13 protein-coding genes are annotated in these 19,197 nt (G+C 61.5%); 5 read left to right on the forward strand and 8 right to left on the reverse strand.

Annotation, left to right across the window (positions count from 1 at the left end):
- Positions 1-17: 17 nt before the first annotated feature.
- The 3 genes from ACLBKR_RS18200 to pdxY all read right to left on the reverse strand — a co-directional run bounded on the left by ACLBKR_RS18200 (position 18) and on the right by pdxY (position 3,348).
- Positions 18-1,613, reverse strand: coding sequence for a sensor domain-containing diguanylate cyclase (locus ACLBKR_RS18200; RefSeq protein ID WP_112830626.1), 1,596 nt, complete (start codon positions 1,611-1,613; stop codon positions 18-20).
- A gap of 95 nt (positions 1,614-1,708) precedes the next feature.
- A complete protein-coding gene (locus ACLBKR_RS18205) occupies positions 1,709-2,392 on the reverse strand; it encodes a carbonic anhydrase (protein WP_112830627.1) in 684 nt (227 codons plus the stop codon).
- Positions 2,393-2,469: 77 nt separating this feature from the next.
- On the reverse strand, positions 2,470-3,348 hold the full coding sequence (pdxY, locus tag ACLBKR_RS18210; RefSeq protein ID WP_112830628.1) for a pyridoxal kinase PdxY: 879 nt from the start codon (positions 3,346-3,348) through the stop codon (positions 2,470-2,472).
- 202 nt (positions 3,349-3,550) lie between these two features.
- Between pdxY and ACLBKR_RS18215 the strand changes: the two genes are divergently transcribed.
- Entirely contained in the window at positions 3,551-8,338 is a 4,788-nt protein-coding gene (locus tag ACLBKR_RS18215) for an NAD-glutamate dehydrogenase (protein ID WP_414899919.1), read from the forward strand.
- 88 nt (positions 8,339-8,426) lie between these two features.
- Positions 8,427-9,764, forward strand: coding sequence for an MFS transporter (locus tag ACLBKR_RS18220; RefSeq protein WP_113486315.1), 1,338 nt, complete (start codon positions 8,427-8,429; stop codon positions 9,762-9,764).
- Between the two features lie 52 nt (positions 9,765-9,816).
- Here ACLBKR_RS18220 and purH read toward each other — a convergent pair whose 3' ends face one another.
- The 4 genes from purH to htpX all read right to left on the reverse strand — a co-directional run bounded on the left by purH (position 9,817) and on the right by htpX (position 15,788).
- Positions 9,817-11,433 (reverse strand): bifunctional phosphoribosylaminoimidazolecarboxamide formyltransferase/IMP cyclohydrolase, encoded by a 1,617-nt coding sequence (gene purH, locus ACLBKR_RS18225; protein WP_113486278.1) that lies wholly within the window; start codon positions 11,431-11,433, stop codon positions 9,817-9,819.
- A 99-nt stretch (positions 11,434-11,532) separates the two neighbouring features.
- Positions 11,533-13,209, reverse strand: coding sequence for a heparinase II/III domain-containing protein (locus ACLBKR_RS18230; RefSeq protein WP_113486280.1), 1,677 nt, complete (start codon positions 13,207-13,209; stop codon positions 11,533-11,535).
- 219 nt (positions 13,210-13,428) lie between these two features.
- On the reverse strand, positions 13,429-14,835 hold the full coding sequence (locus ACLBKR_RS18235) for an RsmB/NOP family class I SAM-dependent RNA methyltransferase (RefSeq protein ID WP_113447510.1): 1,407 nt from the start codon (positions 14,833-14,835) through the stop codon (positions 13,429-13,431).
- Positions 14,826-15,788: a zinc metalloprotease HtpX gene (gene htpX / locus ACLBKR_RS18240; protein WP_113338055.1), complete on the reverse strand. Its 963-nt coding sequence runs from the start codon at positions 15,786-15,788 to the stop codon at positions 14,826-14,828. Before htpX ends, ACLBKR_RS18235 begins: the two co-directional genes overlap by 10 nt.
- A gap of 115 nt (positions 15,789-15,903) precedes the next feature.
- Here htpX and ACLBKR_RS18245 point away from each other — a divergent pair, with 115 nt between their 5' ends.
- From ACLBKR_RS18245 to ACLBKR_RS18255, 3 genes are all read left to right on the forward strand, one after another.
- Positions 15,904-16,140, forward strand: coding sequence for a DUF1674 domain-containing protein (locus tag ACLBKR_RS18245; protein ID WP_414901823.1), 237 nt, complete (start codon positions 15,904-15,906; stop codon positions 16,138-16,140).
- Positions 16,141-16,198: 58 nt separating this feature from the next.
- Complete coding sequence (locus ACLBKR_RS18250; RefSeq protein WP_113338054.1) at positions 16,199-16,657, forward strand: thermonuclease family protein; 459 nt, start codon at positions 16,199-16,201, stop codon at positions 16,655-16,657.
- Between the two features lie 87 nt (positions 16,658-16,744).
- Positions 16,745-17,026: an excalibur calcium-binding domain-containing protein gene (locus ACLBKR_RS18255; RefSeq protein WP_414899923.1), complete on the forward strand. Its 282-nt coding sequence runs from the start codon at positions 16,745-16,747 to the stop codon at positions 17,024-17,026.
- 123 nt (positions 17,027-17,149) lie between these two features.
- Here the strand turns inward: ACLBKR_RS18255 and acs are convergent, their stop codons facing one another.
- A complete protein-coding gene (acs, locus tag ACLBKR_RS18260; protein WP_112830636.1) occupies positions 17,150-19,102 on the reverse strand; it encodes an acetate--CoA ligase in 1,953 nt (650 codons plus the stop codon).
- Between the last annotated feature and the right edge of the window lie 95 nt (positions 19,103-19,197).

Here is a 19,197-nt window from a genome sequence, read left to right on the forward strand (position 1 = left end):
ACCGGCAGCCAGCAGCGTCAGGTCTGCTGTGAATTGCGGCGTTCGGCGGAAAGCACATCCGCCGCGCCGTCGACGACGACCCGGTTGCGGCCGGAAAACTTCGCCGCATAAAGGGCCAGATCGGCTTTCTTAATCAGTTCGTTGACCATCGCATGCGTTTTGCCGCCTTCCGCGGACGAACAGCCGAAGCTTGCGGTTACGGTCAGGCTCCGCCCATCGGCGAGACGGATTTCCGCCGCCTCGATGGCAATACGAACCCGTTCGGCAAGTGCCGCTGCATCGTCGAGAGACGTATCCGGTAGAAGGGCGACAAACTCCTCGCCGCCATGACGGGACAGAAGATCCTGGGAACGGAAACTGTTTCGCGCGATCTGGGCGACCCGCTGCAGCACCATGTCGCCGACATCGTGCCCATGAACGTCGTTGATCTGCTTGAACCGGTCAAGATCGAAGATAACCATGGAGATCGCGCCCATCCCTTCCCGCCCGTGCAGCAGTGCGGTCGTCGCGGCATCGAAACCGCGCCGGTTGTAGAGACCGGTCAGGAGATCCGTCTGGGCGGCATTCCGGAGTTCTCCGACCAGCAATTCCCTTTCCCGCATCAATCGGCTGGCAAACGCAACCCCTTTTGCCGCCAGCAGGATCACCACTCCGACCAGCACCGAAAACACCGCCATTGCTCCGACCAGCAATTCGAGCAGGAAACGGGAACGCAGGGCAAGCGCGTCGCCACTCGCGCGGATGTCGTCGAGCGCGAAACGGATGCCGCTCTGCCACAGAGCAGTCCTGTCGTCCTGCAGGCGCGACCATCGGTGCAACATCAGGCGAGACGGCTGCGCCTTTCCCGCGGAAATCTCGCGCGCCGTATGCGCAAGCCATCTGCCGTCAAGGGAGAGATCAAAATCCTGGAGTCGCCTGATCGCACCTGCATCCTGAAATAGGGAGAGCCGCTCGGTCACGACAGTCAGGAAGGCGAACGACTGGTTGAATGTCTCAAGGTCCTGCTTCGACAACCGGCGTCCGCGGAAGTGCTCGGTTCCGTAAAAGGCGACCATCAGTCCCGCCTCGTTTGCATCGAGAAGATCAACCAGCAGGCTCAGTTGCCGCGAAAGGTCGGGATCTTCGATCTCATAACGAAGTGCAGCGACCAGTTCCAAAAGTGCGTTCGAAACGGGCTTGTAATATCCAACGACCTGATCGACGCTTGCAATACCCTTATCGACTGTAGTGCGGAACGTCTTCAGGCGTTCGGAAACCCGCCATAGCTCTCGAATCAGCAGGTGGAGGTTGCGTTCCTCTTCCGCATAGAGCGCCAGAAGAGCCAGAAAACGATCGAGGCGGCCGTCGAGATCAGAACGCCGCACCGCCAGCGTTTCCCGGTTTGCGTCGCTTCTATCCGCAAGAAAAAGGGTTGTCGAATGCGCCTCTTCGGCAACGATGGAAGAGGCAATATTGCCAGCATCGGACACGATATAGGCGTAGTGCTTTCCGGCCTCGAAGTTCCTGTAGTTCTGGTAGTAACTGCGCAGAAGAAGAACTGCCTCAGCCGCCATGATGAGGCTGGGCAGCAGCAGTGCCGCAATGATGATCCTTCTCGTGCCTTCCAGATTCATCCATTCACCGCGAGCGTCGCTATAGCGCCCGGAATTTCCGCGCGGCTCAGCCCCTTAAAATCAAGGGCAGTCTACGGTGAAGGTGATAACAACCTCTAAATTAGCGAGGACGGATCATGCGGCTCTTCGGCATCCGCTTCCATGTCGAGACGGACGAAATCCCGAGTGTCCGGGTCCATGACCCAGAGTTCGCCATTGGCAATATCGAACCAGGCGCCATGGATCTGAAGCTTGCCGCGCTCCTCGAGGATGCGCACGCAGGGGAAGGTCCTGAGATTGGCGATCGAATTGCGGATTGAGATGCGTTCCAGCGCAGTTTGGCGCTCCGTGTCCGTCATCACCGAATTGCCCTGGATCTGTTCGGCGGCGGAACTGACGAGACCCATCCATTTTCCGATGAAGTCACCGGGAGAAAGCGGTTCCGCATTGGGATCGAGCGCCGCCCGGATACCGCCGCAGCGGCCATGCCCCATGACGATGATGTCCTTGACGCGCAAGCCCTGCACTGCAAATTCGAGCGCTGCCGACGTCGAATGATAATGGCCGTCGGGTTCGTAGGGCGGCACCATGTTGGCGACGTTTCGCACCACGAAGAGTTCGCCCGGACCGGCATCGAAGATGGTTTCCGGAGCCGCACGGGAATCGCAGCACGCAATGATTAGCGTCTGGGGCTTCTGCCCCTGGTCCGCCAATTGCCGGTATCGCTCCCGTTCGGCCGTGTAACGGCCATTCATGAAGTTGCGATATCCGTCGATCAAGGGAATAGGGAAGCTCTTCATGGCTCTTCGATTAGCGTGTGCTGACGCTCATGGCAACAGTCTCATGCAAACTTCGAAGTGTTGGCTGCCTTGCATTTTCAGCGATGCTTCGGACGTTGCGCCGGATGAACGAGCCGCCGCATCTGGACGAGCGCCATCGGCGACGACAGGCTGGAAGCGTCGCTTTCCAGCGTCAGTTCGTCTCCGCCCTTCTTCGCTGTGCGCGCCAGCATTTCATAGACGCCGGCGGTGGCAAGCTGAAGCGCCCGTTCCTCGGGCAGGCCCTCGAGCAGCCTTGCCAGGAACAGGGCCGAGAGCAGGTCGCCGAGGCCGTTCGGCGGATTGTCGATCAGCCGGTGCTCGGCAAGAAGCGCATTGCGGCCGCTGAGATAGAGATTGCCGGTTCCACCGGCCATCATCGGAACTGCAGAAGTCACCAGCATTTGCGGCGGGCCGAGAGAAAGCGCGGCCTCCATGATGTCGTTGTTGCTCTCCAGTGCGCTGCCGACCAGCCAGGCGAGTTCGTAGCGGTTCGGCGTAGCGATCGTCGCAAGCGGAATGAGATGATCGCGAATGGCCACGGCGGTTGTCTCCGGAACGTAAAGACCGCCAAGATCGCCCATCACGGGATCGCAGATATAGACAAGGTCGGGCTTCTTCGCCTTCAGCGCCTCGATGAGGCGGGCGACGGAACGTGGCTGGGCGCTGTTGCCGAAATAACCGGTCAGGACGGCGGACACTTCGGGAAGCCAGGGCGCGCGGATCAGGTCGTCGATAGCCCTGTCGAAATCCGCGTCCTCAAAGGTAAGCCGCGTCGAGGGGCCATGGCCGGGATGCCACGGAAGAACCACCGTCGGCAGGGCCCAGACGGGAAAACCGAGGCTCTCGAGCGCGAAGACGGCGGCGCGATTGCCGACCGATCCCCGGACCACATGGCTCGAAATGACGATGACGGCACCCTTTAACTTCTCTGTCATGACCGGATTTCCACTTTCGTTCGCGCCGTTGATCCGCCTTTTGTGTCGGACCTGTCAATATCGCGCATCTGCTGCGTCATATTTATCGCGTATTCAAACAGCGGAAATATCGGTCTCTGGCTCGAATGCAGATACATCATTTGGCAAATTGTTTTATGAATCATGCACGCAACATGCGCATGACATTGAAAGGGAGAGAGCAATGGTCGTGAACAGGAAGCTCAAGCGGGAACCTCAGCTGGAGGCCGCTTGCCGGATAGCGGAGGCGATCCAGGAGCCTTTCATTGATCCCGTCATCCTGTTCGGGCGTGCAAGCGGCGACGATCTCGACAACTATACCCCCGAAATGCTCGCGTTTTCCTCGCTGCGGGCAGCAGCAGACATCGCCGCCTGGGATGGCGACACGCCGCGCGTGGTCATCGCACCGGTCGCCGACGTCACGCCGGCAGGAACCCCGGTCAGCGTCCTTTCGATCATCGAACGCAACAAGCCTTTCCTGTATGATTCGGTCATGGGCGAGGTCACGAGCCTCTACCGCGATATCTTCATGGCCGTTCATCCGATCCTGTCAGTGGTGCCGGGTGGCCAGGTCTCGCTCGCCAATCCGGAGGAAGAGGAGCCGGAAGGCGCGATCCGCACCAGCTATATCCAGCTTCATCTTGCTCCGCTAACCGACGCGCAGGCAGAAGCTCTGAAAGCGCGCCTGGAAATCGTTCTCGCCCAGGTCCACATGGCCTCAGCGGACTGGAAGCAGATGCTCGCACTGCTCGATACGGCGATGAGCGAACTCGGCGAACTCGCTCCCGGCCGCCGCAAGGGAGATCGCGACGAGGCCCTCGCTTTCCTCGACTGGCTGCGCAACGACAACTTCACCTTCCTCGGCATGCGGGAATATGTCTATTCCGGCGAAGGCACCGCCGCGATCCTGGAACGCAACAAGGGCGAGGGGCTCGGCATCCTGTCCGATCCCGACGTGCTCGTCCTTCGTCAGGGCAAGAACGCTGTCACCACGACGCCGGAAATCCTCGAATTCCTGCAGGGGCCGGATTTCCTCATCGTCACCAAGGCAAATGTCAAATCGATCGTGCATCGCCGTGCCTACATGGACTATATCGGCGTCAAACGCTTCGACAAGGACGGCAAGGTGGTGGGCGAACTGCGGATCGTCGGCCTCTTCACCTCGACCGCTTACACGGGTTCGGTGAGCCAGATCCCTCTGCTTCGCGCCAAGGCCCGCAAGGTGACCGACCATTTCGGCTTCGACCCGCAGAGCCATTCAGGCCGCATGCTGCAGAACACGCTGGAAGCCTATCCGCGCGATGACCTCTTCCAGATCGAGCCGGAATTGCTTGCGAAGTTCTGCGAACAGATCAACGACCTGTCGGAACGTCCGCGCGTGCGCGTCCTGCCGCGCATCGACCAGTTCGACCGGTTTGTTTCACTCATCGTCTATGTTCCCCGTGAAGACTATAACTCCGTCGTACGCGAGAAGATCGGTAGCTATCTGACCCAGGTCTATCAGGGCCGCGTTTCCGCCTATTATCCAGCATTCCCGGAAGGCGGTGTGGCACGCGTACACATCATCATCGGCCGATCCGAAGGCAAGACACCGCGCATTCCTCAGGCGGCGCTCGAGGAAGCGGTGCGGGAAATTACAGCCCGCTGGAGCGACCGGTTCGAGACGCTGGCCGGCCCGAAGGCGCCGCGACTTGCCGTCAGCCAGGCCTATCAGGAGGCCTTCTCGCCGGAAGAAGCAGTCCACGACCTCGCCCATATCCAGGCATGCCTCGCCGGCGAACCCGTATCGATCGCCTTCCATGAGACCACGACGGATGCCGGCAGGCAGCTTTACCTCAAAATTTTCCATGCGGGCGCCCATCTGCCGCTGTCGCGTCGCGTGCCGCTTCTTGAAAATCTCGGTTTCAGGGTCATCAGCGAGCGCACCTTCGATATCCACGTCTCCACCGGGGACAAGGGTGACGAAGCGCTTGTGGTCCTGCACGACATGGAATTGCAGGTCCATGGCGATGATGCCTTCGGGATTGCCGAGAAAAGGGCGATTACCGAGGAAGCCTTCCTCGCCGCCTTCACAGGCAAGGTCGACAACGACACCTTCAACCGCCTGGTGCTGGCCGCCGGCTTGTCGGCGCGGGAAGTGACCGTGTTGCGCGCCTATGCCGCCTATCTCAGGCAGGCGGGCTTCGTCTACTCGCAGGGCCATATCGCCGAAACTTTGAACCGGCACCCGGCGATCGTCAAACTGATCTTCGATCTCTTCCATGTGAGCTTCGATCCGAAACTCGCCGAGAAGGCCCGCACCCGCAAGCTTGCCGAGATTCATGCGGAGCTCGAAACCGCGCTCCTCGCCGTACCAAGTCTGGATGAGGATCGCATTTTGCGGCGCTACATCAACGCGGTCGATTCGACGCTGCGCACCAATTATTTCCAGAAGAACGACAACGCAGCCACGATGCTGGCCTTCAAGTTCGACCCGCAGCTTCTCGACGGCCTGCCGGACCCCAGGCCTTTCCGCGAAATCTTCGTCTTCGGCGTTGAGGTCGAGGGCGTGCACCTGCGCTTCGGCAAGGTCGCCCGCGGCGGCCTGCGCTGGTCGGACCGCGCCCAGGACTACCGCACGGAAGTGCTGGGGCTCGTCAAGGCGCAGCAGGTCAAGAACGCGGTCATCGTGCCCGTGGGCGCCAAGGGCGGCTTCTATCCCAAGCAGCTGCCGGTAGGCGCAAGCCGCGACGCCTGGCTTGCCGCCGGCACGGAGGCCTACAAGACCTATATCCGCACGCTGCTGTCGATCACCGACAATATTGTCGGCGGCAAGGTCGTGGCCCCCGCCGATACCGTGCGGCTTGATGAGGACGATCCTTATTTTGTCGTTGCCGCGGACAAAGGCACCGCCACTTTTTCCGACACCGCGAACGGCCTTGCCCAGGCTGCGGGTTTCTGGCTGGACGACGCTTTCGCCTCCGGCGGTTCCGCCGGCTACGACCACAAGAAGATGGGCATCACCGCGCGCGGCGCCTGGGAAGCGGTCAAGCGCCACTTCCGGGAAATGAACGTGGATATCCAGACTACGCCTTTCAGCGTGGTCGGCGTTGGCGACATGTCCGGCGACGTCTTCGGCAACGGCATGCTGCTCTCGCAAAAGATCCGCCTGATCGCCGCCTTCGACCATCGCGACATCTTCATCGATCCCGACCCGGATACGGCAAGCTCCTTTGCCGAGCGCAAGCGCATGTTCGAACTGCCGCGGTCGAGCTGGCAAGATTACGACCGCAAGGCGCTTTCCAAGGGTGCGATGATTATTTCACGCTCGGAGAAATCCGTGGCCCTGACGCCCGAAGCAGCAGCAGCCATCGGCCTCGACAAGCCGGTCGCGACGCCCTTCGACATCATGAGCGCTATCCTCAAGGCCCCGGTCGACCTGCTCTGGTTCGGCGGCATCGGCACCTATGTGAAAGCGGCGAGCGAAACGGATACGGAGGTCGGCGACCGCGCCAATGACGCAATCCGCGTGACCGGCACCGAAGTCCGGGCCAAGGTGATCGGCGAGGGCGCCAATCTCGGCGTCACCCAGCGCGGCCGTATCGCCTATGCGCTGAACGGCGGCCGCATCAATTCCGACGCGATCGACAATTCCGCCGGCGTGAATTCGTCCGACGTCGAGGTCAACATCAAGATCGCGCTTGCCCCTCCGATGGCCGATGGCCGTCTGACCCGTGACAAGCGCAACCGCCTGCTCTCGGAAATGACCGAGGAAGTCGGTGAACTCGTGCTGCGCAACAACTACCTGCAAAGCCTCGCGATCTCGCTCAGCGAACGCAAGGGGTCTGGAAACAGGGAGGAACTGAGCCGGCTGATGAACTATCTCGAGGCGGCCGGCAGGTTGAACCGCAAGGTCGAGACGCTGCCGGATAACGCCGCGCTTGCCGAGCGTTATGCCGGAGGAAAGAGCCTCACCAGGCCGGAGATCGGCGTGCTGCTCTCCTACGCCAAGATCGTCCTGTTCGACCAGATCGTTGAATCCGGCCTGCCGGACGATCCCTATTGCGCAGCCGCTCTCACCAACTATTTCCCCGCCCGCATGCGCAAGACCTATGCGAAGGACATCGCCGGCCACCGCCTGCACCGCGAGATCATTGCGACCGTTCTGGCCAACCACGTTATCAATCGCGGCGGCCCGGGCTTCGTGGTTGCCGTCGGCGATGCAACCGGAGCACCGCCGGCAGAGGTCGTGAAGGCGGCATTGCTGACCCGGGACGGCCTCGACCTGCCGGCGGTCTGGGACCGCATCGACGCGCTTGATGCAACCATTCCCGGCGAGGTCCAGAACCGACTCTATGCAACTGTTGGCCGGGTTTACGAGGGCGTGACGCGCCTGATCGTCGAGACTGGGCTTTCCGCCGCGCCACTCGGCGAGGCTCTGCCACGCCTCAAGACGGCAGTGAAGGCCTGCGAAAAAGCGCTCTCCTCGACGCTTCCAGCTCAACTCAGGCAGCATTTCGAGGCCGAGACGGCGGAGTTGACGGCTTCGGGCGTGCCGGCAGACGTGGCAGCCGAGGTCGTGAAGCTGCAGGCCCTGCTGCTGGTGCCTGAAGTCATGCAGATCGCAGAGCGGACGGGTGCGCCGCTCGCCCGCGCCATCGAGGGCTATTTCGCGGTATCTGAAATCTTCCGCATCGACCGCATTCTGGCGCTCGGCGCCCGCGTCGCCACCAACGACCATTATGACAGCCTCGCGCTCTTCCGCAGTCTCGACCAGATCGGCGCAGCGCGGCGCGAAATCGTGATCTCTGCGCTCACAAGCCATGCCGGGGAGAAACAACCTGTCAGGGCATGGCATTCTGCCGATCTGCAGCGCATCAATCGTCTCGGGGCCGAACTGCTGGCACTAAGCGAAGGCGCGGAGGCAAGCCTGTCCAAGATCGCCGTGGCGGCAAGCCTCGTGAGCGATCTCGCCCACGGCCGTTCGCGATAAACATGGCGCTGGCGGAAGGGGGCGGACATTGACGCACGCAGTGGAAACGGTGAAACAACCGGTCTTCAGCCGCGGGGTGGTGAGCTGGATGTTTTTCGACTGGGCCGCCCAGCCGTTCTTCACCGTCATTACGACCTTCATCTTCGGCCCCTACTTCGTCTCGCGATTGACCGATGATCCGGTCAACGCGCAGGCGATGTGGAGCAACATGGCGACGATTTCTTCGGTCATCATCGCCGTGCTCTCGCCCGTTCTCGGCGCGATCGCCGATGAATCCGGCTCACGAAAGCCATGGATCGCCTTCTTCGCCGTCATCAAGATCGTCAGCCTCTGCCTGTTGTGGACCGCGGCACCGGGCTCGCCCGTCGTCTATCCGGTGCTGCTGATGGTTCTCGCGACGATTTCGGCGGAGTTCTCCATCGTCTTCAACGATTCGATGATGCCGCGACTGGTCAACACGCGCGATGTCGGGCGTGTCTCCAACATCGCTTGGGGCCTCGGCTATCTCGGAGGTATGATCGTGCTGATCGGCGTGGTTCTGTTCATCGCCGCAAGCCCGACGGACGGCCACACGCTGCTCGGCGCTTCCCCGCTCTTCGGCCTTGATCCGGTGACCGGCGAGGACGCGCGCGTCACCGGCCCGATATCGGCACTCTGGTATCTCGTCTTCATCCTGCCGATGTTCTTTTTCACGCCCGATGCTGGGCGTGGCAAGCCGCTTCCGGCCGCGGTTCGCTCGGGTCTGGCGGATCTCGGCAAAACGCTCCTGGAATTGCGCCGGAAACCCGGAATTTTCCGTTTCCTGGTCGGCCGGATGATCTATCAGGACGGCGTCAACGGCCTTCTGACCCTCGGAGGCATCTTCGCCGCCGCCATGTTCGGCTGGTCGACCATGGAAATCGGCATCTACGGCATCATCCTGAACGTCGTGGCGATCTTCGGCTGCATGGTGGCGAGTTTCATCGATCGTCTGCTCGGCTCGAAATTCGTCGTGGTGCTGAGCCTTCTCCTCCTGCTTGCGGCAACTGTCGGGATCATTTCCACCGGCAGGGACTTCACACTGTTCGGCCTCGTCCAATGGCCAGCCACTGTCAGCGACGGTCTGTTTTCGACGCCGGCGGAGAAGGCCTATATCCTCTACGGGGTCCTGATCGGCATAGCCTTCGGTCCAGTGCAGGCTTCCTCGCGATCCTATCTCGCGCGAAGCGTCACCCTCTCGGAGGCTGGGCGCTATTTCGGCATCTATGCGCTGTCGGGCCGCGCCACGAGCTTTATGGCGACACTGAGCTTCTCGCTTCTGACCTATTGGACCGGTTCGGCCCGCATCGGCATGGCGAGCCTGATCGCCTTCCTTCTCATCGGCCTCATCATCCTCCTACGCACGCCTTACCCGGCTGCCCATCCGGCTGTTTCGGCAACGGCATGAAAAAAGCCCGGTCTTGCGACCGGGCCCAACCGTTTTCCATTGTTGCAACGGATCAGTGTCGGAAGTGGCGAATGCCGGTGAAGACCATGGCGACGTTGTGCTCGTCGGCAGCGGCGATCACTTCCGCGTCGCGCATCGAGCCGCCCGGCTGGATGACGGCGGTAGCACCCGCCGCGATTGCCGCCAGGAGACCGTCGGCGAAAGGATAGAAGGCTTCCGAGGCAACCGCCGATCCCTTGGTCAACGGTTCGGCAAGGCCAAGCGCCTTTGCTGCATCCTCCGCCTTCAGCGCTGCGATACGGGCCGAATCCACGCGGCTCATCTGGCCGGCGCCGATACCGGCTGTCTGGCCGTTCTTGGCGTAAATCACCGCATTCGATTTCACATGCTTGGCGATCTTGAAGGCAAAGCGCATGTCTTCGAGTTCGGCCGCCGTCGGCGCACGCTTCGTCACGACCTTGAGATCCAGATCCTCGACCAGAACGTTATCGCGCGACTGGACGAGCAGGCCGCCCGAAACAGTCTTGGCGACGATGCCGGCCGCACGCGGATCGGGCAGGGTGCCTGTGGTCAGCAGGCGAAGATTGGGCTTGGCCGCAATGATCGCCCTGGCTTCATCGCTCACTTCGGGAGCGATGATGACTTCGGTGAAGAGCTTGACGATCTCGGTTGCCGTTTCCGCATCGAGCAACTGGTTGAGCGCGATGATGCCGCCGAAAGCCGAGACGGAATCGCAGGCGAGCGCCCGCTTGTAGGCTTCGACAAGGCTTGGACCGGTCGCTACGCCGCAGGGGTTGGCGTGCTTGATGATGGCGCAGGCCGGGCCGTTTTCCGGGCGGAATTCGGCAACCAGTTCGAAGGCAGCATCCGTGTCGTTGATGTTGTTGTAGGAAAGCTGCTTGCCCTGCAGGAGCGTCGCAGTCGCCACCCCCGGCCGCTGCTCACCGGTAACGTAGAAACCGGCGCTCTGGTGCGGGTTTTCACCGTAACGCATCTTTTCCTTCAGCACGCCGCCGATAGCGCGGTAATCCGGCATGTCGATACCGAGCGCTTCCGCCATCCAGTTGGAAATGATCGCATCATAGGCCGCCGTGCGAGCGAATGCCTTGGCGGCAAACTTCTGACGGGCCGCATAGGAGATATGGCCATCGTCAGCATGAAGTGCGTCGAGCAGCGTCGTGTAATCGGACGGGTCGGTCAGGACCGTGACATAGGCATGGTTCTTCGCCGAAGCGCGGATCATCGCGGGACCGCCGATATCTATGTTCTCGACCGTGGTCGGATAATCCCCACCCGCCGCACGAACAGCCTCGAACGGATAGAGGTTGATGACCGAGAGGTCGATGCCCTCGATGCCGTGCTCGCGCATTGCAGCCTGGTGTTCCTCGTCGTCACGGATCGCAAGAAGACCGCCATGCACTCGCGGATGCAGCGTCTTTACCCGGCCGTCCATGATTTCGGGAAAGCCCGTGACTTCGGAGACGTCGATCACCGGCAGGCCGGCAGCCGCGATCGCCTTGTGCGTACCGCCGGTCGACAGAAGCTTGACGCCAAGCGCGTTCAGCGCCTGCGCAAGTTCGACGATGCCGGTCTTGTCGGACACCGACAGGAGTGCGGTACGGATCCGGATGCGGTCCGGCACAGGAATTTTCTTGGAAACGACGGCCATGGTTTTCTCCGATCTGAATTGCGCCTTCGATGGAGATCGCAGACGCGATGCCGCCGCCTACCACAGCCCGCTCCAGGATGAAACCTTTAAGCGTCGATCCTATGCGTGATGGGCAAGAAACCAGCGGACTTCCGGACCGGTGAAGATCAGCTCGAGCTGCCGGGAAGGACGCACGCCGGAGACATCGGCGAAGAACACATCCTCGCCGATAACCAGATCGTTGGCGGGCGACGAAAACACCCAGCTCTCGCCGTCAGGCGCGACGAGTCGCACCTTGCGCTGGTCGATCCGTTCGATGGAGATTGCTGGATGGATGTGAAAGCGCGCGACCGTCGGTTCCGAGGGAGGCTTTGCGGACGGCGTGCGGTCCGGCAGCAGGAAGCGGTCCCGGCCGGCGATCTTGTTGCCGGCTTCGTTGAGCCGGATCTCGCGCTCGTGCCACAGACCGAAGCGGGCGAGATAGCCGTCATGGCTGACGCAGAGCCGATCGCTGCCGTCCGGCCCGGTCTGGCGCTGCTCGACCACCTCGGTCACGCCGCTGCTCATCAACGGACCGAGGAAGGCGGAGGAGGAAATGCGCGCCGACGAACTGGTGCCGACGGCAACGGTCGAATGCGCCGCTGTGGTGCGGGCAAGCTGCCGGAGCTTGTCGTTGGCAAAGCGCGGAGAACCGCTGTTGACGATGAAACGGTTGCGGCCCGACGACAGTTCGAACGAAAGGCAACCGGCATGGGCCGTCTTGGAAAGTTCCGGGCAGAGCGGACGGCCCGTATCCATGATGATGGCGGTCGCACCTGCCGCAAGCCGGTGAAAATGCGAATGGGGCAGCGCCTTGAACGGCTGGCCGGCACTTTCATCATAGCGCAGGACACACATGAGTTCATTGGCAAGCGTCGAGCTCGCGCCGTTGAACAAGGCGAGATCGCCACCCTGATGGCGGAAGAACCGGATCGCGGGATACATCCGATCGATTGCGGGGATGAGCCGCACGGGAACCTCGTGGCCGAGATTGATATAGGTCTGGCGAAGCGGCAGGAGGTCGAACAGAAGCTCGACCGCTGCCTGCGGATTGCGCGAGACATGGCCGCCATCGGCAAGGATCTGCAGGTCGATCTCGCGGTTGAGATCGCGGGCGGCGCGTCGGATCGTCGAGGAGCGGGACTCCATGGCGATGGAGGCCATGGCAAGCGCGATCCGGACACGCAGCCGCTTCAGGCCGATCGGCAGGAAATCCGCCTCTCGACGCAGGAAACGCACCTGAAACACGAGGCTCGCCAGAAAGCGCCGGTAGAAGCCGCCATCGGTATCCTGCAGGACGACAGGTGAATGGGAAAGCCAGGCGATGATGCGCTGGGCGACCACATCGTGATCCCAGGCCTCACCTCCGGTCCGCGCTCCGTGCTGACCGATCCAGGAATCAGTGATGGCGCGCGCATTGGCGCAGGCACGGGGACTCTTGTCGGAGCGGATATGACGAAGCCATGCGAAGCTGTGGAGCCTCGTCGCGAAAGCCGGCGACGGAGGTTCGAAATCGAAGGGCGAACGATCGCCCGCATCCAGAACGCGGCCGGCGAGCGGAAAACGCCCCTGAAGGATTTCCTCGGCCACAAAAGGATCAACGACCCGCAGATCGGTCGGGGCGACGATCAGCTTGGCGGTATTGGCCGGCGACCATTTGAGGCGCATGGCACGGCCGATCGCCAGCCCGCGAGCAGCCCGTCGCCAGGCCTCGCCGAGATAGAGAGAAATCAGCTTCTGGCGTTCTGTAATCTGCATTGTCTTTCCATACCGCCCCGAAGACATCGAGTGCGGAAGACCCCGCGAACGAGGCCGGTCAGATATCCTGTCCTCAGCACGCAGGCGCTCATCGCTTCGCTCCGCCCAGTGTCGGCCCGATGGCCGGGGGCGGAGCGTTCACATAGCGCCCTCTGCCGCCGCCAACGAGCAGGCGATGCCGAGCATCGTCAAGTTCCAACAATTTTAGTGAAGTTTCCGTTAAATTTTAGCAAGAGCGCAAGCATAGAAACCGTCCATGCCGCCGAGATCCGCAAGAATGGCGGGGGTGGCACGGAAATCGCCTCTGGGCGAAACGGCATCCTCCATGCCAGGCCAATCGGCAGGCCGGATTGGGATGCGGCGGAAAGCCGGGTTGTCAGCCAGCACTCGCTCGATCAATTCCTCGCCCTCGAGCGGATCGAGCGAGCAGTTGGAAAAGACAACCCTTCCACCCGGCCCGACAAGCGTCAAGGCATGACGCAGCAACTTCTCCTGAACATCCGCCAACTTCGCGATATCCTCCGGCCCCTTGGTCCAGAGCACATCTGGATGACGCCTTGTGGTTCCCGTCGATGAACACGGCGCATCGAGGAGAACCGCATCGAAAGGCTGTTCTCCTACGAAGTCGAGAAGATTGGACCGGACGCAATCCGCCGAGAAGCCGAGCCGTGCGAGATTGCTCTTCAGGCGCTTCAGCCGCGATTCCGACTGCTCGACCGCCGTCACGTCCGCTCCCATTGCCACAAGCTGGGCGGTCTTGCCGCCGGGCGCGGCACAAAGATCGACCACCCGCTTGCCGCGGACGTCCCCCATCAGGCGGGCGGGCACTGCGGCTGCCGCATCCTGTACCCACCATGCGCCTTCCTCGAAGCCCTCAAGCGTCGGAATCGCCCCGCGGAAGGGATCGAGCCTGACGCTTCCGGTCGGCAACACCTGACCGCCGAGCTTCGCGGCCCAGCCGGCCGCATCGTCCTTGACGGTGATATCGATAGCCGCCGGCTGCAATTGCGCCCTGGCGATCGCGGTCGCCGCCTCGCGTCCATAGGCGGCAACGAGCCGGTCGAAGAACCATCCGGGCATGCAGACGACATCGGCGACGCTTTCCAGAAGCCCTGCTTTCTCCCGGCCAAGGCGCCGCAGGATGGCGTTGGTGAGCTTGGCGAAGCGCCGGTTACGGGGATCGCGATTGGCCTGTTCGACCGCCAGATCGACGGCCGAATGATCGGGAACATCGAGATAGAGCATCTGCGCGGCTCCGACGACGAGAAGGTGATGCAGCGAGCGAGCGCCTTCCGGCAAGGGCGAATCCAGCAATTGGCCGAGGATCGCCTCGATCCGCGGCAGATAACGCAGTGCTGTCTGCAGGATCGCCCGAACGAGACCACGGTCTGCCTCGCCGAGCGCCAGGAACGCGGGATTGCCGTGTTCGGCATCCAGCATGCCATCGAGCGACGTCTTTCGGTCAACGACGGCCGAAAGGATCTTCGCCGCGGCTATGCGGGCATCGAGCCCGGCCTTGGGTGGGGCAGCAGCCACCTTGTCCTTGCCGTTTGCCGATCCGCCGCGCGGTTTCGCCTTATGGAAGGATTTTCCTGATTTGCCGCGCGTCTGTTCGTTCAAGACCATGGTCCCTTGGGGCGTTCGGAGCCGCCGCGCCCCCAGCCGGTATTCGGAACGGAGCGCGATTTGCGGGTCGCATTAGCAGCGGGCGCCTGCCGCGTCGATCCCCCAAAACCGCTCTCCTCCATCTGCAGGAGCGCGGCTATCCGGTTCTCCGTATTCGGATGGGTGGAGAAAAGATTGTCCATGCGCTGTCCGGAAAGCGGATTGATGATGAACATGTGTGCGGTCGCCGGGTTGCGTTCGGCATCGTCATTTTCGATATGGGTGGCATCCCCGGCGATCTTCTGCAGGGCCGACGCAAGCGCCCGGGGGCTGCCGCAGATTTCCGCGCCGCGCCGATCCGCTGCATATTCGCGCGTACGGCTGATCGCCATCTGGACCAGCATGGCTGCGAGCGGAGCAACGATCATGGCGACGAGAACGCCGATGAAACCGAAGGGATTGTTGCGCTCGTCCCGGTTGCCACCAAGCAGGAAGGCGAAGTTGGACAGCATGGAAATGGCGCCGGCAAGGGTCGCCGTGATCGTCATGGTCAGCGTATCGCGGTTTTCGACATGCGCCAGTTCGTGGGCCATCACGCCGGCGACCTCCTGGGGGTTGAGCCGGCGCAGGAGACCGGTCGAAGCGGCAACGGCGGCATTCTCGGGATTTCGCCCGGTCGCAAAGGCGTTGGGCTGCGGGCTGTCGAAGATATAGACCTTGGGCATCGGCAGGTTGGCGTTGCGCGCCAGTTCCCGGATGGTGGCATAGAATTCCGGCGCGCTGCGTTCGTCCACCTCTTGGGCGTGGTAGGCCGACAGCACCATTCGATCAGAATTCCAGTAGGAAAAGAAGTTCATGGCCGCGGCGACGACAAAGGCGATCAGCATGCCGCTCTGGCCGCCGATGAGGTAGCCGACACCCATGAACAGGGCCGTCATGAAGGCCAGCAGCATGGCTGTTCGCATGAAATTCATCGTTTCTCTCCGTCGTTCGGCGCAAATCCGGCTTCAAGCCTTGGTTGGTGCGCAAGACTGCATTAGATGTAAATGGACTTGGCCAAGTTTCAATGATCGCCGGAATGAATCGGATATGAGCAGTAACGCCGACAACGACAACAACCCCGTCAACGCCGAGAGTGCTACGCGCGAGCAGGAACCGCCGGCAAAGGTCCTCAGCGATGCAGCGCGGCGCGCTCTTGCCGAGGCGGAGGAACGCCGCCGCAACGAGCACAAAACAACGCCGCCGGCAGAAAGCGGCGGACGCGGCGGCGCCGACCCCGCCCGCTTCGGCGATTGGGAGATCAACGGTCGGGCGATCGACTTCTGATCCAAATCATGAATAAATACCTATTGCCCATGGGCGTACATTGGAATATATTCCTTTTATGCGTAGCCATGGGTTTCATTGCAGCGTTTTCCTCTTTGCCGGCCTGATCGCTTTTGATCCGGCCGCAACTGCGTCGGCTGGGCAGTACATCAGCGGTCCGGTTGAAGCCTCGGCGATCCGTGTAATCGACGGAGACACCGTTCTCGTCGATGCAACCCCCTGGCCGAACCAGCATGTAACGACCTATGTGCGTCTGCGCGGCATCGATGCGCCGGAACTCAAGTCCCGCTGCCCCGAGATCCGTGACGCCGCCGAACGCGCGCATTCGGCGCTCGAAGAACTCGTTTCCTCCTCCGCCACGCTTTCGCTCTTCGATATTTCAGGTGACAAATATTTCGGCAGGGTCGTCGCAAGCCTCGAACTCGAGGATGGTCGCGATGCATCCTCCATCCTGCTGGATGCAGGCCTCGTGGCCCCCTATCGGGGCGGACGGAAGAAAGCTGCCGCTTGTCCTTGAGAAGCTCGAGGCTGCACGCCTGGGCTGCCAGCGATTGCTGGACAGGTCCCACCCTATCATCTTCTATTTCTTTATAAGGAACGGAAGATGAAGACATCACTCAAGCACCTGTTTCCCATCATATTGCCGATGATGGCATCTTTACCGCCCACCTCCGGCGCCAATGCAGCTTCGGCGCAAAATTCCGGAGACCGCATCGTTTTCGCAGCCGCCCGGACCTGCAAGCAGGTGGCAAGCTGCGAGGAAGCGGTCGAGCTCTGGTGCAACGGATATCGCCGCGCCGATGCCGACAAGGACGGAATCCCCTGCGAGAACATCTGCCATTCGCTGAAGCAGGTCGAGAAGATCCGCAGTGCCATCGGTTGTTGAGCAACTCCGTCAAGGCAAAGGAGACGGAGCATTGACACCACTCGGCAATTCGCCGGAAACGCCCAGCGCAACATAAAAAGGCCCCTCGAAAGGGGCCTTTGTCCTTAAGAATACCGAGAAAGCTCAGGCGCTGCGGTTCTGACGGTTAGCGATCAGATCGTCGACGACGGCCGGATCGGCAAGGGTCGAGGTATCGCCGAGCGCGCCGAAATCGTCTTCCGCGATCTTGCGCAGGATGCGGCGCATGATCTTGCCGGAACGGGTCTTCGGCAGGCCGGGTGCGAACTGGATCTTGTCCGGCGTCGCGATCGGTCCGATCTCGGAACGGACATGCTTGATAAGCGCCTGACGCAGCGCCTCGTCGCCATCGTGATCCGCCATCAACGTGACATAGCAATAGATGCCTTGTCCCTTGATCGGATGCGGATAGCCGACGACGGCAGCCTCCGACACCAGATGGTGCGAAACGAGTGCCGATTCGACTTCCGCCGTGCCGAGACGGTGGCCGGACACGTTCAGCACGTCATCGACGCGACCGGTGATCCAGTAATAGCCGTCCTCGTCGCGCCGGCAGCCATCCCCGGTGAAATACTTGCCCTTGTAGGTGGAGAAATAGGTCTGGACGAAACGGTTGTGATCCCCGTAGACGCTGCGCGCCTGGCCGGGCCAGCTGTCGGTGATGCAGAGGTTGCCGTCCGTTGCACCTTCGATAACGTTGCCTTCATTGTCGACCAATTGTGGTTTGATGCCGAAGAAGGGCAGGGTGGCCGAGCCGGGTTTGAGATCGGTGGCGCCGGGCAGCGGCGAAATGAGGATGCCACCGGTTTCCGTCTGCCACCAGGTATCGACGATGGGAGACTTCTGCTCGCCGACAACGTTGTAATACCATTCCCATGCTTCTGGGTTGATGGGCTCGCCCACCGACCCGAGAAGGCGGAGCGAAGACCGGGACGAGCGCTTCACGAACTCGTCGCCAGCGCCCATCAGCGAACGGATCGCGGTCGGTGCTGTATAGAAGACATTGACCTTGTGCTTGTCGATCACCTCCCAGAAACGTCCCTGATCGGGGAAGTTCGGGACGCCCTCGAACATAACGGTCGTGGCACAGTTCGCCAGCGGCCCGTAGACGATATAGGAATGACCCGTCACCCAGCCGACATCGGCCGTGCACCAGTAGATCTCGCCATCCTTGTAGTCGAACACATATTCGTGCGTCATCGATGCGTATACGAGATAACCGCCCGTCGTGTGCAACACGCCCTTCGGCTTGCCGGTCGATCCGGAGGTGTAGAGGATGAAGAGCGGATCTTCCGCCTTCATCTTGACCGGCGGGCAGTCCGGCTTGGCCTTGGCGACTTCCTGATGATACCAGATGTCACGGCCCGGGGCCCATTCGATCTTGCCGCCGGTGCGGCGCACGACCAGAACCTTGTTGACGATGACATACTGCTTTGCGGCGATGTCGATGGCAATGTCGGTGTTTTCCTTGAGCGGCACCGGCTTGCCGCCGCGCACGCCTTCATCGCAGGTGATAACGAAGGTGGATTCGCAGTCGACGATGCGGCCGGCCAGCGCTTCGGGGCTGAAGCCGCCGAAGACGACGGAATGGATCGCGCCGATACGCGCGCAGGCGAGCATGGCATAGGCCGCCTCGGGGATCATCGGCATATAGATGGTGACACGGTCGCCCTTCTTGACGCCCTGCGCCTTCAGAACATTGGCAAGGCGGCAGACCGCATCATAGAGCTGATTGTAGGTGATCTTCTTGTCGATATAGGGGTTGTCGCCTTCCCAGATGATCGCCGTGCGTTCGCCATGGGTCTTCAGGTGTCGGTCGATGCAGTTGTAGGAGACGTTGGTCAGCCCGTCCTCAAACCACTTGATGGAAACCTTGCCCTTGAAGCTGGTGTTCTTGACCTTGGTATAGGGCTTGAACCAGTCGATGCGCTTGCCGTGCTTGTCCCAGAACTTCTCGGGATCCTCGATGCTTTCCTCGTACCATTTCAGGTACTTGTCCTTATCGATCAACGCACGGGTCTTCGCCGATTTGAGCACCGGATAAATCTTGGCTGACATGAACTCCTCCTCATGTTGACGCGCCAATGTCCTGACGGCCGTGGACCACTCCTCCCCGGCCTATGTGATTCATTCATAGCAGTTCACAAGCGGCC

The sequence above is a fragment of the Paenirhizobium cremeum genome (assembly GCF_047553425.1).
GTDB lineage: Bacteria > Pseudomonadota > Alphaproteobacteria > Rhizobiales > Rhizobiaceae > Allorhizobium > Allorhizobium cremeum.

Coding starts and splice junctions, on each gene's coding strand:
- ACLBKR_RS18245 (WP_414901823.1), top strand. CDS start 15,904: ATGAGCAGTAACGCCGACAACGACAACAACCCCGTCAACGCCGAGAGT.
- ACLBKR_RS18205 (WP_112830627.1), bottom strand. CDS start 2,392: ATGAAGAGCTTCCCTATTCCCTTGATCGACGGATATCGCAACTTCATG.
- htpX (WP_113338055.1), bottom strand. CDS start 15,788: ATGAATTTCATGCGAACAGCCATGCTGCTGGCCTTCATGACGGCCCTG.
- purH (WP_113486278.1), bottom strand. CDS start 11,433: ATGGCCGTCGTTTCCAAGAAAATTCCTGTGCCGGACCGCATCCGGATC.
- acs (WP_112830636.1), bottom strand. CDS start 19,102: ATGTCAGCCAAGATTTATCCGGTGCTCAAATCGGCGAAGACCCGTGCG.
- ACLBKR_RS18200 (WP_112830626.1), bottom strand. CDS start 1,613: ATGAATCTGGAAGGCACGAGAAGGATCATCATTGCGGCACTGCTGCTG.
- ACLBKR_RS18235 (WP_113447510.1), bottom strand. CDS start 14,835: ATGGTCTTGAACGAACAGACGCGCGGCAAATCAGGAAAATCCTTCCAT.
- pdxY (WP_112830628.1), bottom strand. CDS start 3,348: ATGACAGAGAAGTTAAAGGGTGCCGTCATCGTCATTTCGAGCCATGTG.
- ACLBKR_RS18215 (WP_414899919.1), top strand. CDS start 3,551: ATGGTCGTGAACAGGAAGCTCAAGCGGGAACCTCAGCTGGAGGCCGCT.
- ACLBKR_RS18250 (WP_113338054.1), top strand. CDS start 16,199: ATGCGTAGCCATGGGTTTCATTGCAGCGTTTTCCTCTTTGCCGGCCTG.
- ACLBKR_RS18220 (WP_113486315.1), top strand. CDS start 8,427: ATGTTTTTCGACTGGGCCGCCCAGCCGTTCTTCACCGTCATTACGACC.
- ACLBKR_RS18230 (WP_113486280.1), bottom strand. CDS start 13,209: ATGCAGATTACAGAACGCCAGAAGCTGATTTCTCTCTATCTCGGCGAG.
- ACLBKR_RS18255 (WP_414899923.1), top strand. CDS start 16,745: ATGAAGACATCACTCAAGCACCTGTTTCCCATCATATTGCCGATGATG.